14 protein-coding genes are annotated in these 13903 nt (G+C 69.9%); 9 read left to right on the forward strand and 5 right to left on the reverse strand.

Translation table 11 applies throughout. The features are described 5' to 3' along the window. Nucleotides 1-1085: 1085 nt before the first annotated feature. Entirely contained in the window at nucleotides 1086-1478 is a 393-nt protein-coding gene (locus tag ACFXAZ_RS34340) for a hypothetical protein (RefSeq protein WP_384599246.1), read from the forward strand. Continuing rightward, nucleotides 1475-2395 (forward strand): recombinase family protein, encoded by a 921-nt coding sequence (locus ACFXAZ_RS34345; RefSeq protein WP_384599249.1) that lies wholly within the window; start codon nucleotides 1475-1477, stop codon nucleotides 2393-2395. The genes ACFXAZ_RS34340 and ACFXAZ_RS34345 overlap by 4 nt, the downstream gene beginning before the upstream one ends. 468 nt (nucleotides 2396-2863) lie before the next feature. Here the strand turns inward: ACFXAZ_RS34345 and ACFXAZ_RS34350 are convergent, their stop codons facing one another. Then, nucleotides 2864-3832 (reverse strand): hypothetical protein, encoded by a 969-nt coding sequence (locus tag ACFXAZ_RS34350; protein ID WP_384599252.1) that lies wholly within the window; start codon nucleotides 3830-3832, stop codon nucleotides 2864-2866. A 296-nt stretch (nucleotides 3833-4128) separates the two neighbouring features. Between ACFXAZ_RS34350 and ACFXAZ_RS34355 the strand changes: the two genes are divergently transcribed. The 5 genes from ACFXAZ_RS34355 to ACFXAZ_RS34375 all read left to right on the forward strand — a co-directional run bounded on the left by ACFXAZ_RS34355 (nucleotide 4129) and on the right by ACFXAZ_RS34375 (nucleotide 7589). Then, nucleotides 4129-4812, forward strand: coding sequence for a hypothetical protein (locus tag ACFXAZ_RS34355; protein WP_384599254.1), 684 nt, complete (start codon nucleotides 4129-4131; stop codon nucleotides 4810-4812). Nucleotides 4813-4992: 180 nt separating this feature from the next. Next, a complete protein-coding gene (locus tag ACFXAZ_RS34360; protein WP_384599257.1) occupies nucleotides 4993-5820 on the forward strand; it encodes a ParA family protein in 828 nt (275 codons plus the stop codon). Further along, the gene (locus ACFXAZ_RS34365; protein WP_384599260.1) at nucleotides 5820-6275 is read left to right on the forward strand and encodes a hypothetical protein; all 456 of its coding nucleotides are present in this window, start codon (nucleotides 5820-5822) and stop codon (nucleotides 6273-6275) included. Before ACFXAZ_RS34360 ends, ACFXAZ_RS34365 begins: the two co-directional genes overlap by 1 nt. Next, nucleotides 6275-6520 carry a DUF6372 family protein gene (locus ACFXAZ_RS34370; RefSeq protein WP_384599263.1) on the forward strand — a complete coding sequence of 82 codons (246 nt, stop codon included), beginning with the start codon at nucleotides 6275-6277 and terminating at the stop codon, nucleotides 6518-6520. The genes ACFXAZ_RS34365 and ACFXAZ_RS34370 overlap by 1 nt, the downstream gene beginning before the upstream one ends. An 859-nt stretch (nucleotides 6521-7379) precedes the next feature. Next, nucleotides 7380-7589 (forward strand): YozE family protein, encoded by a 210-nt coding sequence (locus ACFXAZ_RS34375; protein ID WP_384599266.1) that lies wholly within the window; start codon nucleotides 7380-7382, stop codon nucleotides 7587-7589. A gap of 152 nt (nucleotides 7590-7741) precedes the next feature. Here ACFXAZ_RS34375 and ACFXAZ_RS34380 read toward each other — a convergent pair whose 3' ends face one another. The 4 genes from ACFXAZ_RS34380 to ACFXAZ_RS34395 form a co-directional block, all read right to left on the reverse strand. Further along, nucleotides 7742-9400: a hypothetical protein gene (locus ACFXAZ_RS34380; protein WP_384599269.1), complete on the reverse strand. Its 1659-nt coding sequence runs from the start codon at nucleotides 9398-9400 to the stop codon at nucleotides 7742-7744. Between the two features lie 181 nt (nucleotides 9401-9581). Beyond that, entirely contained in the window at nucleotides 9582-10565 is a 984-nt protein-coding gene (locus ACFXAZ_RS34385) for a bifunctional DNA primase/polymerase (protein ID WP_384599272.1), read from the reverse strand. A gap of 124 nt (nucleotides 10566-10689) precedes the next feature. Continuing rightward, on the reverse strand, nucleotides 10690-11265 hold the full coding sequence (locus ACFXAZ_RS34390) for an AAA family ATPase (protein ID WP_384599275.1): 576 nt from the start codon (nucleotides 11263-11265) through the stop codon (nucleotides 10690-10692). Further along, nucleotides 11262-11996, reverse strand: coding sequence for a GntR family transcriptional regulator (locus tag ACFXAZ_RS34395; RefSeq protein ID WP_384599278.1), 735 nt, complete (start codon nucleotides 11994-11996; stop codon nucleotides 11262-11264). Before ACFXAZ_RS34395 ends, ACFXAZ_RS34390 begins: the two co-directional genes overlap by 4 nt. Before the next feature lie 287 nt (nucleotides 11997-12283). Between ACFXAZ_RS34395 and ACFXAZ_RS34400 the strand changes: the two genes are divergently transcribed. Further along, the gene (locus ACFXAZ_RS34400; protein WP_384599281.1) at nucleotides 12284-12679 is read left to right on the forward strand and encodes an RNA polymerase sigma factor; all 396 of its coding nucleotides are present in this window, start codon (nucleotides 12284-12286) and stop codon (nucleotides 12677-12679) included. After that, nucleotides 12676-13887, forward strand: a complete 1212-nt coding sequence (locus ACFXAZ_RS34405; protein WP_384599284.1) for a hypothetical protein — start codon at nucleotides 12676-12678, stop codon at nucleotides 13885-13887. The genes ACFXAZ_RS34400 and ACFXAZ_RS34405 overlap by 4 nt, the downstream gene beginning before the upstream one ends. The last annotated feature ends 16 nt before the right edge of the window (nucleotides 13888-13903 follow it).

Below are 13903 nucleotides of genomic sequence, written 5' to 3' on the forward strand. Positions count from 1 at the left end.
TGACGGGCGTCATGACGCCCGTCGCGGACACCTTGACTGGCTCAACCTCCACTCAAGGCGGGCACCTGACCGGTCAAGGTCAGTCACTGAGCCAGCTTGAGACAGGGTGAGCCACCCGATGAGCCAGTCTGGGACGAGGTGAGCGACCCGATGAGCCAGCGAGCACGGCGGGTGAGCCAGGCAACGGCCCACAGCGCGCCAGGCAACGGGACACCGAGAGCAAGACCTGGCCCAGAGCTACACCAGACAACGCACTGAGGTGAGCCGTGCAACGCACGTTCGCTCTCTCCCGACAGCCCAGCAAGCGCCAACAGCACACGTTGGTTGACTCGCAACGATCAAATGTGAGCCGGTCAATGCGCCAGCCACTGACGCACGTGAGCCGCCCTACGGGGACTCATCCGAGACCGTTGAGCCGTCGGCTGACACCGGGCATTCGACGACGATGCCCCGACTGCTAGCGACGATGCCCGTCACGCGCCGTCTCGCTTCCTAGCCGGAAGACCTCACCTCCGGATCCTCCTGGATCCGGATCCGGACCGCTCCGGATCTGCGGATCCATCCGGATCCGAAAGGAGGTGATGCGGGGTGATGCGCAGGAGACAAGAACGCGCCTTCTGAGGATCAATCAGGTAGTGAACCTGCCCGATGAGTTGGGCGTATGCAGGGCCATAGAGGTGAATGGCCTGGATCACACCTGCACATAAAAGGGGGAGATCGTCGGCATCGCGCACCCGCCCCGTCATCGAGGTCGGCGCCGGCAGTTGCGATGATCAGCAGCTTTTCCAGGGGCATCCGGAATTTCGAGCCGCAGACGAACCCCTGCCCGATCTGCTACCTGCAGATGGACGCACTTCTGCCCTGGGCGCCCGCGATCCTATCAACTAGCGGGGGCGGAAATGGTCGTTTCCGCCCCCTCCGGCCGATCCAATGGGCCAAGTCGCCCACACGGGTGAAAACACGGGCATTCCGGGGTCGGCATCCAATGGAATCCATTCCGTAGTTGCGCCTCCCCTTTTCGCCCCCCTAGAGTGGTGAACGGACGCCGACGTCACCACGGCGCGGCCGAACCGAGGGAGATCCCTGTGAGCCAGAACCCCGCCCGTCACCTGTCCCAGGCCGCCGAGGGCATCCGCACCTTCAACCACACCTCCGGCGCCGTCGGGGACGACTGGACGTACCCCGGGCACGCGTACGACGCCGTCGGCAACCTCTCGTACCTGGTCGGGATGCTGGAGCAGGCTGTCGGGCAGTCGGTCCGGCCGGTGATGTACACCTACGAGCACGGCCGGGTGCGCATCGACAACGGCGGCGACGCCGACGCGAAGGTGGCCGAGCTGGTCGCCGCCCGGCGCGACGCCGAGGCCGCCGCCGCCGCGCTGACGGCCGCCGTGCAGCGGATGCACAACGCGGTGTCGCCCATGGGACTGGACACCACCGGCATCCCGGAGTTCGAGGACGACGAGGACGACGAGTGAGCACCGACCGTCTGTACCTGCGGCACTCGACGGACTCGCAGACCGACGCCCGGCAGCGGCACGCCCTGGCAAGCCTGCTCGCGGCCGGCGCCCCGGCCTACGAGGACCCGGCGACCTCCAGCCGCGTCCTGTCGCTGCACCGCGCCGGGTTCAAGCAGCTGCTCGACGCGGCGGCCGTCGGCGACACGATCCGCATCGCGGACGCGGCAAGGCTCTTCCGGTCGGTCGCGGACATCATCGCCCTGCGGCCGGTCCTCATCCGGCGCGGCCTACACCTGCGGGTGGAGTCGGGGCTGCTGTCCGGGATCGACCTCGCCTCGGACGACCCCGGCACCAAGATGATGGTGAGCGTCCTCGCGGCCGTGCTGGAGTTCCAGCGCGACATGATCTCGGAGAACACCCGCGAGGGCGTCGCCGCGGCTGCGGCGGCCGGGAAGACGCTCGGACGTCCGGCCGCACTTGACGCGGCGGCCGTCGGCGAGCTGGTGGAGGCGTACCGCGAGGGCGCCGCCGTGAAGGCGCTCGCCCGGCAGTACGAGATCGCGCCGAGGACCGTGCGCCGGGTCCTCGACGCCGCCGGGGCCCGCAACGTGCCCGGCGACCTCGAACTGCTCGACGGCAACGACCAGGACGACGTCGACGGCCAGGAGCAGGCGCCCGCCGATCCGGTCGTGGTGGTCGACGTGCCCGGCCTGGTCGCCGAGCACCTGGCCGACGTCGCCGACAACGCGGTCCGCCGGGCCCTCGCCGCCGGGCAGACGATCCGGCGCGGGCAGGGCTACTCGGTACGCGTCACGGCGCCGCTCACCGTGCACCTGTCGATGGTCCAGCAGACGACCTACCTGACGGGTTCGCCCGCTGGCCGCAAGGCTCACCGGATCCACTCCGCCCGGGTGGCAGCCGCTCGAACCCCATGACCTCCGCGCTTGCGCGCGCCCGCGCGTAAGGCGGTCCATAAAGTGCACAAACCCCGGCACCCGGGCCCTCCCTCCCCGCCCCGCGCTGGGAGCAGACCAGTCCCGGGTGTCCCAGCAAAAACGCCAGCATTCCCGATTGCGGGAATGCTGGCGCTTCGGCTCGCGGTCCGGTCCGCTGTCAGGGCCCGGCCGCGCGGCCCCCACGGGGCAGTCCCCGCCGGGGAGCACGGCTCCTCGGTAAGCCGCCGCGCCCGGCGGGCGGTTCCTGGTCTGCCCTCTCTACTCGGAAAGCGGTCGCGGCCGGCGCCAGCATCACCTCGAACGTGACCCGCAGGCCGCCGCCACGATGAGTCAGTTCCGTTCCCTCACTGACCACCAGCTCGGTGCACGACCGCAGCAGAGGCTCCAGCACCTCCAGGACACGCTCGCCGTCGGTGCGGCTGTCGGTCATCACCCGGATCTGGACCATCAGGCACCTGCCCCTGCCTGCCGGGTCCGGATCCAGATCAGATCCGGCTCGCCGTGGCCGTCGAGAAGCCAGGCCGCGTTCTTCCACACCGGCTCGGTGCCGTCGGCGATCCGGTGCAGGACCTCCGTCATCGACCGTGCGTCGGTCTCCAGGTTGAGTGAGCGCGACCAGGCGAGCGGTACGTCGCCGCCCCACTCCCAGGGCAGGCACGGGATGGTGGAGGAGGGGTGGTCGGTCCAGCCGAACCATCCAGCCCAGATCTTCCCGAGGCTGGCATCGTGCGAGTGCACCGAGGCCCAGGGGTGCAGCGGGTGCGGGCCAGGTGCCACCGGCACACCCTTCTCCTTCACCAGGGCGTAGGGGGAACGGCTGGACGGCCCCATGGAGTCCGTCTCCTTGACGACGAGGCGGTCGGCCAGCAGTGCGTCGAGCCGGGCGACCAGGTCCGTGCGCTGCACCGTTCCGGGCGCACCGGCCGGGCCTGCGAACAGCAGCTCGCGGTCACGGAGGCCGACGACTGCGACTGTCTGGGCACCGGGCAGGGAGCCGGATTCGGCGTCCACGGCCAGGACCACGGCGCGCTGGTCGGTGACGAGTTCGCGGGCGAGCTGCTGAGCCTGGTCGTGGGCGGTGAACAGAGCTGCGGGCACCGAGCAGGCAGCGCACCAGCGGCCCCTGCCGAGCGGCTCATCGCCGGACAGGCCACAGCGGCGGCACACGTACTGAAGGGCACGGGCCCGGTCGAGGGCTGCGCGCTGCTCTGGTGAGCACGTGCGCTTCGGCACCGCGGAGGCGGCCAGGTACAGCGGCGCGTAGCTGTTGCCGTTGTAGAGGACCTGGCCCATCGGGTCTGAGCCGGGCTTCAGGCCCTGCCGGTCGAGCTGGGTCTTGGTGTACAGGCCGTCCGGGACCAGGTCCCAGCGGGTGTACCGGGTGAGACCGGGCAGCGGGGGGATCGAGCGAGGCAAGACAACCTCCTGTGAGGGGTTCCTGTAGGGAAGATAGAACCGGAGAACCTTCCGCGCAACAACCTAAAAATGCGGGTTGACCTGCGCCTTTGTTGCGGAATATCTAGCTAGATTAGACGTTTTCCGCTTGCAGAAATGCTAGCTGTTTTGCTGGCTCTGTGGAACCCGTGAGGCCGTCCAACGCACGGGGCGCACGGGCGCACGGCCATAGAGCCGCCCCCGCCCGTGCGCCCTGATCGAAGCGTTCCCAGAAGTGCGAAGGCCCTCTGGCGCTTTATCTAGCTAGACTCCGTGCCATGCCTTTGCACCCTTTCGTCATCGCGCTGGAACCTGACGACCATCAGGCCCTCAACCGGGTCGTCGAGAAGGGCCTGGCGGCCGAGGCCGAGTGGCTCGCTGCGGCTCGCAAGCGGCAGGGGATCCACCACCTGCGGGGCGAGGCTGCCCGCGCCGCACGCGGCCGTGTGCGCACCGAGTTCGCCCGCCTCCGGAAGACGGGGAAACTCGCCGGCACCCGCGACCTGGTCGTTGCGCGCGAGGTACGTGCCGAGCTGAAGCGCCGCGGGATGACCGGGGCGTACGAACCGGTGCCCGTTGCCCAAGCCGGTGCATCCGGCCGCCCGGTGGGCAGCAGTCCCCGCAAGCAAGGCCGCCTCGGCGACGACCGCACCACCCTCACCTCCCGCCTCGCCGTGCGCCTCCCCGCCGATCTCGGTGACCAGCTCGTACGGGCCTGCTACTGGGAGAGCGCACCCGCCGTGAAAGCACTGCTCGAATGGCAGGACCGGTGGGGCGACGGGCCGGAGGTCATCATGCGCGAGGCCGAACGCAACGGCGCGCTCAACGTGATCACAATGTTCGTCGCCGCCCTCGCGCCGCGCCCCGATGCCGACAGCCTCCTGGAAAAGGTGAGGCTCCAGGACATGGTCGTCACGACCGGCGACATCATCCGCAGCGCCGTCAAGCACGCCATCCACTGAACCCACACCTCTCTCAGATGCCAACCCACCTGCGGAAATGCGGGAAATCTAGCTAGATAAGACGCAAGGCGGACTCCAATTCCCGCTTTCGGTATTGCCAGCAGGAAGGGATGCGGGTCCGCTTGCTTTCAGGCAGGCACCTCGGAGAGTCTTCCGGGTACCTGGAGAGAGGAGGACCTTGTGGCCGAAGAGCCTGACATCGTGGCCGAGGTCAGCGAGAAGGGCGGCGTCGGCAAGACGTCGCTGACGACGGGGCTCATCGCTGTGGCCGCCGAGCTGGGGCTGAGGGTGGGCGGTGTCGACCTGGATCCGCGCTCGACGCTCACCGACGAGCTGGGCATCACCGACCCGGAGCTGTCGGTGAACGACATCTACTATGTCGACCCCGAGAAGCCTCCCCAGGACCCTGCTCAGATCGCTCGCAAGGCGTTCGTCCGCGCGGGCAAGGACTGGCCCTCGAACGTGTGGGTGCTGCCCTGCATCCGGAAGTTCGGCAACCGGGAGACCGATGCCAGCACCGGCATGGAGTTCCGGCTGAAGCGTGCCCTGTGGGGGCTCCGGGACCAGGTCGACGTGCTCTTCCTCGACGTGCCGCCGCGCGCCGGCGGGAAGATCGTGGGGTCCGCGCTGATCGCCGCCAAGAAGGTGCTGATCCCTGCGACCCTCACCGACGACGGCCACGACGGCGCGGTCGAGGCCATGACCTCGATCGAGCACTACACCGCGCCGGGCGGGCTCAACCAGGGCCTGGAGGTGTCAGGGATCGTGCGGAGCATCGTGCCGCGCGAGGGCGAGTACCGGCAGATCCACCAGGACTGGAGCGAGCGCCTGGTGGAGGACTTCGGGGACCTGGTCCTGCCGACCGTCATCCGCAGCTACGCAATTCGCGAGGTCTGCCGTACCGGCTCCATGCCGATCACGGCCGCGCCCGGCCGCGAGGCGAAGCTCCTCCGGGAGGTCTACCGGGAGGTCCTGTTCCACACGCTGCCGCATCTCAGGGAGCAGTGATGCCCACCTTCGCGGAGAGAGCCCGCCAGGCGCAGCAGGCGAAGCGCTCCGGCCAGGACGAGAAGGACCCCGCGGACCTTTCCGGTGCGCAGGAGCCGGACTGGGACGACCCCGGCACCTGGGGATCAGGCGGCGACGCCAGTGAATCCGCCAGCGGAAATCCTGGCGATTGGGCTGACGGCAATGACGGTTCTCCCCAGGACTCCCCGCCCTCGGTGCCCGCCTCCGCACCGGCGGGTCGGCCTCCTCGGCGGCGCGGCCGGCCGCGCGGGCCCCAGCGCGTGGCACTGAGCGTGCGGCTGCTGGCCTCCACCGACCGCAGGCTCACCGCCGCGGTCCAGCAGACCGGGCTGAACCCGCAGAGCATTGTCGAGCAGGCCCTCCAGGCCCACTTCCGTCGCCTGCGGATCGAGGACCCGGGCGCCGAACCCGCCGACCAGGAGCACTTCACCTGATGTCCTTCGACACCGAGGCCATGCCGCCGATCCTGACCGTGCGGGTGCTCTCCGACATTGCGTGGGATCACCGTCCTGGCGGCTGCCGGTGCGCATGCGGCGTCCTTCACGGCGACAGCCAGACCGCCATGTGCATGAACAACGCCGAGCCCGGACGGCTCCTGCGGGTCGAGTCGCCGTCCGGACCGTTCGGCCCGTTGCCGATCTGCCTGGGCTGCTACATCAGCCTGGCCCCTGGGCTCTGAGGCCCTCCCAGCACCTGCCGCCCGTGTTTCCGCCTGCTTTTCGGCAGGCTGTAATGCGGGCGGTTTGCTTCCTGAGCTGGTTGAAGGGGCGCACTCGCTGGACCGGGGCGCCTCCTGCTCGGGCGCCTGAAGGGGGAGGGGTACAACGGACGAGCGCGTCCGCGCTCGACACCCCCGGGTGCGGGCCCCTGCGGTCCGCGCGTTCACCGTCGACGGCCGAACCGGCCGCTGGGCGGCCTCCCGGCCGTCGCCGGGCGCGGACCGCCGCCTGCCGCCCGTCACACGCCCCGCCGAGGCCGCCGAGCCCCGTCTGAGCGCTGCAACCCGGCCACGCAAGGTTGTACCTGCCTTCCGTCCTCGATGCGGCTTGAGCCCGCACCGGGCTGAACAGCGCCACCCAAATAGCGGGGGCCGCGCCGGGGGCGAGAAGCCCGGTGCCGTCCGCGGCTCGGAGTCGATCACGCTCTGTGGATCACGGGCGGTGGATCGGCAGGGACACAGGGACGCAGGGACGCACTTTCCCCCTACATCTCTGTTCTTCCCTCTTCTCTCTTCTTCTTCTCGACATTCCAACAGAGATGAGGGGGTCAGATGCGTCCCTGCGTCCCTCCAAAAGCCACATAACGGACTCGCAGCAGATCAGGGGCAGGGACGCACCAGGGACGCACCAGGGACGCACACCGTCCCCAGGGACGCACTTGGCGCCCCAAGGGACGCACATTTCACAGGTGCGTCCCTGAGTGCGTCCCTGCCCAGGGACGCACGTGCGTCCCTGCCGTCCCTTACGCAGCGTGAGGGTGTCAGCGGCCGGCGGTAGGGTGCCGAGGCGGATCGCACGGGACGACGGAAGGGCAGGACCATGGCAGGCTTCAGTGGCTGGCTGGCACAGTTCACCCAGGTCAGGGCAGGTATCGGCGACCTCGCCCGGGACGCGGCGGCCGACCCCGACTGGCCGGACGGCCCGGACGAGCTGGAGACGTACGCCGACCACCTCGAAGCCGTCGGCGCCTCCGAGGCCGCACTCGACGTCCTCACCGACGCCTGGACCCGGTACACCGCCGGGAGCTGACCCTCCCCCCTCCGTCCTAGGGCCCACGGGAGAAAGGCGGTTTCACCTGCTGTTTTACGGAGTATCTAGCTAGATATTCCGCCTTACAGTGCGGGTCGGGGCATGCCGAAGGCCCGCCTGTGCGGGGCACGGGCGGGTCGGCGGTGTGGGGGTTACGCGGTGATGGTCTCCTGGACGGGTGCCGGTTTTTCGGGCTCGGCGGGTGGGTTGGGCTTGGGGATGTAGGTGATGGTCAGGGACCGTTTCCCGTTCGATTTCGAGCGGGCGATGTCGACCCCGAGCTTGTCGAGGTCGGAGGCGACGCGGTTGATCCGGCCGGACAGGGCGCCCGGGGTCCGGGGCCACTTGTCGTTCGTCATGCCGACCTGGCTGGTGAGTTCGTCCAGCAGGTCGGCGGTGGTGCCGTCCCACGCCTGGACGCCGTCCTCCGGCCGGGCGGGCATCCGTTTCATGAAGGTCAGGAGCTGGGTGGCGACCTGGTTGGACTCCACCACTTCTTCCGCCAGCTCGGTGCGCTGCTGGAGGTAGTCGCGCAGGATCGACTTCTCCGGCACGCCGTACACCTCATCGAGCGCCGCCATGATCAGGCCGTAGTCGGCCATGCGGGGCAGCGGGATCTCCCCGCGGTCCGCCCGCTCCCGGATCGCCGGGAGCTTGCCGAGGACCTGGACCAGGAGGTCGAGGAGCGCGCCGAGGATGCGCGGGTGCGCTTCGTCGTACGCCTCCCACAGGGCGGTCTCGGTGCGGCGCCGGGTGATCCGGTCCAGGTGGACGGGGATCATGCGGTCCGCGAGGTCGCCGCGGAGCGTGCCGACGTCGATGCCGTTGACGATCAGGACCCGGCGGAACTCCTGGACCGTCACGTCGCTGTCGCTGTAGAGGGTCCGCTTCACGTTCGCGTCGCCGGTCGCCGCGCGGCACATCGCGTCCGACAGCCACTCCGGGATGCGGCTGAGGTTGTCCAGCCCGACCACCCAGGAGCCGACCGCCGCAGTGCTCCAGTCGTCCGGGTCCTTCGGTGTCGACCGGGCCGGCGCGGCGGACGGGTCGATGAGCTGTACGAGCATCTTGGTCGCCGTCGACTTCGCGGTGCCCTGCTCCCCGGAGAGGAACAGCAGCGGGTGCGGGATGCCGGGGACCAGCCCCGAGACCAGCCACGACACCATCAGCGGCCACGACTCGTCGGACACGTTCAGCAGCCCGCGCAGCTCCCTCAGCGACCCGCCCGTCACCGGCACCGGCAGCGGCTGGGTGAGCTGGGAGCGGCGGAACAGCGGCTGCCCCTCGGCGGCCGGGGCCACCTTCCATCCCTCGCGGGTGATCGTGACGACCGTGCCGTCCGTGCGGCCGAGGTCGAGGACCAGGCCGTGCTCCGGGCGTTTGCCCAGCGGCGCGACCCGCAGGTGCAGCGGCACCGGGTCCTCGGCCTGCGCCCGGCCCTCGATGGCGAGCATGGCGTCCGCCAGCGCCGACGACGACGCGGCCTTGTTGTGCAGCCCGTAGTAGGTCCGGGCCAGTTCTGCCCGAAGAGAGATCCGCCCGCCGCGCAGCAGACGCGCGATCCGCGGTCCGTCCTTCGGCACCGCGTAGAGGTCGCCCGCGTCCGACGTGCCGAACTCGTACCGGCTGTCGGCCATCGAGATGATCTGGTCCGCGACGCTCATCTTCTGGTCGCCGCTGTCGGCGCCCCTGCCCTTGCCCTTCCCGCGCTGGGCCGGGGGCGTCGTGGAGGTCTGCGCCTTCCAGGCCCGGAAGGCGGCGAGGTCCTCGGGGCTGAGGTCCTCGGGGCTGAGGTCCATGTCCTCGCTCACGCCGCACCCCCGATCGCCGGGCGGAGACGCAAGCGGGTGGGCTGGGGTACGACGGTCTCGCATGCGAGGCCACTCCTCGGGTGCCGGGCCCCGGGGCGGTGGTGCGCCTGCGGGGCCGTCATCAGGTCCGAGGGGTGGTGTACGTGGCGCCGGTCCTTAGTGTCCTGGGGTGCGGGTCGCATCAGGCGGCACCGCCCATCCGGCGCGGACGGGCGAGGCCGGCGGTCATGCCGGAGCGGAGCGTCTTCTCGATCTCGCGCGGGGTGTCCACCCCGAGCCCGGCCGCCTGCGCGGCCTCCGTCAGGTGTTCCTCGGCGACGGCCTGGTCGACGAGCCCGGCGGCCACCAGCTGGCCCGCGCGGTACGCGGCGAGGTTCAGCCGGGTGTTCCGGCCGCCCGCCTGCTTCATCGCCGCCAGCTCGTCACACTCCGACCGCAGGATGCCCGCGGCCCACCGCTGTTCGCGTGTGCCCTCACGGCCCAGCTCCCGCAGCCGGGCCACCGCATCAGCCCCGCGAGGCGCCCCCCCGTATTTGGGTGGCGTCGGTGCAGTCGTGACCAGGGTCAGCAGCCACTCCGGCAGCACCGCCGGATCGGTGGGGCTGTCCTGAGCGAGGGAGTACATGGCGCCGTCGACCATCGAGCCGATGCCCACGACGTACCCGCCCGCCGCCCGGGTGTCGATGCAGAACCCGAGGGTGCGCGCGGTATTCCGCACGGCGACCCGAGAGGGCGCGCGGTAGATGAGGTGGCGACCGCCGCTCCGCGTGAGCACGGTGAGCGTCGGAGTGATCGGCCCACCAGTCGGCGCGGTGGAGAGGGCGGCCAGCATGGTCGAGCCGTCCACGACCCCCGGGACCCCGGAGACCTCCCCCTCGTGCGGCACGTCGAGGTCGAGGGCGAGCAGGGAGGAGGGCCCGCAGGCGACACCGATGTTGAACGGGGCACGGCCCCAGGTCCGCTCGATCAGAGCAGGGTCGCGGGTCGCCCGCTCCTCCCAGTGCTCCCAGCGAGGCTCCTTCGCTCCCACCAGCAGCGGATGCACGTACATCCCGCGCTCGGCGTACCGCAGGGCGCTAGCCAGCAGTGTCTTCCGGAGTGCCCAGGCAGCCGTGTTGTTCCGCTGGCGGTGTGGCACCAGGGCCGGTACATCTCGTACTCTCATGTGTGAGCGTCCTTACCGCTCGAACTTCGCCGGGCTTGCGAAACCCGGCCTTGCTTGATCCCGAGAGGCGCCCCGGCAAGGGCGCCTTCGGTGTTTCTGGGGGCTAATGCTGCCCCTTGAACGGCTATGGGGTGGGATCGGATGTGGGCCAGCGCGTCGATGGGATTGCTGAGCGTCCCAGACTGGCGAGGACGGGGTCTATGTCGCCGGTGTAGACAATGTGGGGTTCGTCAGGGCTGGGCGGTTGGAACCGGTGGGCATGGCGCTGGAGGTCGTTCTCGGTGAAGTACATGGCGTTGGGGTCCTCGTAGGTGAGGCGGTTCCGCTGCCTGATCCGTTCCCAGCGGTCGTGGTGGCTGGTGGGGAGGTAGATGAGGGGCACCTCGGCATTGGCGGCCTTCCCGAGTTCGCGCCACTCTTCCCGATCATGGATGGTCCAGAGGCCGTGGTCGAAGACGACACTGTGCCCTGCGGAGAGGATCGTGCTGAGTTCGATGGCGATCTGGTCGAGTATGGGGCGTTCCCGGACGCTGTACTCACCGCGGGGAAAGTCGCGTCCGTAGTGCCCGTGGACCTGCCAGACCTGTTCATCTGGACAGATTCGTAGGTACCCCACGGACTCCAAGGACCGTGCGAGTGTGGTCTTCCCCGAGCCTTGAAGGCCGGTGAGGAGGATCAACTGGGGAGGAGTCAGGATCATTGGGGTGACTCCTCCCTGGTCCAGCGACGGCCGGGGCCACCGACGTCGACGCCGTACTCGATTGTGATTCCGCTGGTGTCAACGACCTGGACGGTCAGAATGATGACTGCGGCTTTGGTGTCCTCAGGGATTTCAAGGAGGCCGGCGTCTGCGGGGGTAGTGGTCCGGGCCCACATGGAGCTGAACCGCCGTGCGACGGGGCGTCCGGTGTGGCGGGTGATGAGATCGATGGATGTGCCGCCGTTAAGCCTCCGGCCCATGGCCAGTTGAGGGATTTCCTCCGCGAAAGCTTCTGGGATCCACGATGTGGAGTGAGAGATCACGGCGTTGGTTTGGGCATCGCGGTAGGTACGAGACCGTCTGAGCACGGCAGCACCATTAGGCAGGCCGAGGGCTTCGGCTACGTCGTCAGGTGCGGAGACCACGCCAGCAGTGTGGGAGTCGGATCGCTCGCCAGCACGCCATGAAGATCCGGTCAGCTTGCTGCGTTGCTCACGCTCAGCGCCAGTGGACAGTGGCGTGCGGTCCCGAACGACTGTCCCATGGCCGCGTGAGGATGTAACGAGCCCCTGAGCCTCTAGGTCCCGGTACGCAGAGTGGACGGTGGTTTTGGAGCCGTGCCCCTGCTGCACCAGTTCTTCGATCTTGGGCAGGCGGAAACCGGGCCCGTACTCGCCGCTGAGGATCTTGACGGCGATCTTGTCGGCTAGGGCTTTCCACTTGGGCGGCATCTGCGGTGATCTCCTCCGTCTCGGCACCCCCAGTGAACCATAGTCCTGGGATTAGTTCATAGCGACTCGCACTCCCAGGATTGTCACCGGGGGGGCGATTGACAGTGCTCCATAACCCTGGGAATGTGATTCCAGAAGGGACGCCGAGTGAGTACAGCTCACGAAGCGTGACGGCACAGCCATGTCTGAAGTGGCCCGGATGCACGAACGGCCCCCCCTGGGAGATCTGCCAGGACCACCGGGGGGAGCCGCCGTGAGGGCCGTTCCGTCGAGAGGAGCACGACCCCATGAGTGACGTTACGGCAGGTGGGAGCGCCCCGGCAGGGGGTGGGCGGGTGGTCGATGCGGGCCGCCTGGAGACGCTGTACGTGATCTACAACGCGAGGCTGGTGCGCTATCTGCGGGCCCGGCTCGGTGCCCGGTGGGAGCTGGCCGACGACCTGGCGCAGGACGCGTGGGTGCGGGTGGCGCAGCGTTTGCACACCTGCCGGGTGTCGGACGCCGAGGCGTTCGGCTGGCTGTGCACGGTGGCCCGGTCGGTGACCGCCGATCACCTCCGGCGGGCGCGGCACGAGGTGCCGGCCGACTTCAGCGGTCGCGGCGAGGGCCGGTTGCCGTGGAGCGAGTCGGCCGAGGACGTGGTGGTGGCCCGGCTGGTGCTGGTGCTGGGGGTGGCGGCGTGACGGTCACCGAGCTGCGGCCCGAGCAGCCCGTCGCCGCCGACGCGGAGGCCCTGGCCCGCGCGGAGCAGGTGTCGGCCGACGCCGAGGCCGCCCGGATCCGCAACGAGGCCGAACGGACCCGCCAGGAGCTGGCGGCGGAGAAGGCCCGTGCGAAGGCCCAGGCGGACATCGAGCGCGACCTCGCGAAGGTGGCGGACGAGCGCCGCCAGCGTGAGGAGACCCGCCGGGCAGAGGCCGCAGCCAAGGCCAGTGCTGAGAGGTCGGCGGCGACGTGGAAGCGCGCGGCGAAGGCCATCGCGGTGATCTGCATCATCGTGTCGCTGCCGCTCCAGGTGATGGCGTTCTGGGACCCCCACGCCTGGTTCCTGGTGGCCGCGCCGTTCGTGCTGGAGGGCGTGGCGTGGGCGCTGCTGTGCGGGGCGCAGGCCGCGATCGACGAGGGTCGGGCGTCCTGGCACTACCGGCTCGCCGCGCTGATCCAGGCGTTGGTGGCGGCCGGGATCAACTACGTGCACGGCGCTGCCGAGTACGGCGTCGCGACCGGGATCGGCGGGGCGCTGTGCTCGGTGCTCGGTCCGGCGATCTGGGACCTGCACGAGCACGGTCGGATCGCCAAGCGCGACGGCCGCCAGCCCGGCTCGGTGCGCAGGGCGAAGGAGCGGGCCGACCGTGAGGCCCGCCGCCAGCTCGACGCCGTGAACGCGGCCCGTGCCGCCGGGGACCGTGAGGTGTGGGAGCGCGCGACGGACCTCGCGGTCGCGCTGGGGGAGGTCCGGCCGGGTGCCCGCCGTCGGCCGCTGGGACTGCGCGCGCCGAAGGGTCCGGAGGTCGTGCCGAGCGAGGAGACGTACGCCCGTGCGTGCCTCGAAATCCACGGCACCGACCCTGGCATGACGGCGGAGCGGATCGCCCACACCCGGGCCGCCAAGCGGGCAGTGAGGCTTGCTCAGAACGGGCCGCTGGACGGCCCGCAGCGGGACGAGAAAGCCCAGGTCGATTCCCAAATGGACCCGGCGGACGGCGGGCCCTCCAAGGCCCCCTCGCGGCCCGTGAAGACCCCGGGCGAGGACGGCCGCAAGAGCAATGGCGGGACCCCTCCGCGCCGGTCGTCCGGGGTCGTGAAGTACAGCGCCGGGGCCCGTCGGCAGATGGCAGTCACGGCCGCCGCGAGCGCGGCCAGCAAGACCCCCTCCACCCCGACCGTCTGACACCGAGTAGGAGACC

This window comes from Streptomyces sp. NPDC059477, assembly GCF_042749375.1.
GTDB lineage: Bacteria > Actinomycetota > Actinomycetes > Streptomycetales > Streptomycetaceae > Streptomyces.

Coding starts and splice junctions, on each gene's coding strand:
- ACFXAZ_RS34355 (WP_384599254.1), top strand. CDS start 4,129: ATGCCTTTGCACCCTTTCGTCATCGCGCTGGAACCTGACGACCATCAG.
- ACFXAZ_RS34365 (WP_384599260.1), top strand. CDS start 5,820: ATGCCCACCTTCGCGGAGAGAGCCCGCCAGGCGCAGCAGGCGAAGCGC.
- ACFXAZ_RS34370 (WP_384599263.1), top strand. CDS start 6,275: ATGTCCTTCGACACCGAGGCCATGCCGCCGATCCTGACCGTGCGGGTG.
- ACFXAZ_RS34375 (WP_384599266.1), top strand. CDS start 7,380: ATGGCAGGCTTCAGTGGCTGGCTGGCACAGTTCACCCAGGTCAGGGCA.
- ACFXAZ_RS34385 (WP_384599272.1), bottom strand. CDS start 10,565: ATGAGAGTACGAGATGTACCGGCCCTGGTGCCACACCGCCAGCGGAAC.
- ACFXAZ_RS34390 (WP_384599275.1), bottom strand. CDS start 11,265: ATGATCCTGACTCCTCCCCAGTTGATCCTCCTCACCGGCCTTCAAGGC.
- ACFXAZ_RS34395 (WP_384599278.1), bottom strand. CDS start 11,996: ATGCCGCCCAAGTGGAAAGCCCTAGCCGACAAGATCGCCGTCAAGATC.
- ACFXAZ_RS34400 (WP_384599281.1), top strand. CDS start 12,284: ATGAGTGACGTTACGGCAGGTGGGAGCGCCCCGGCAGGGGGTGGGCGG.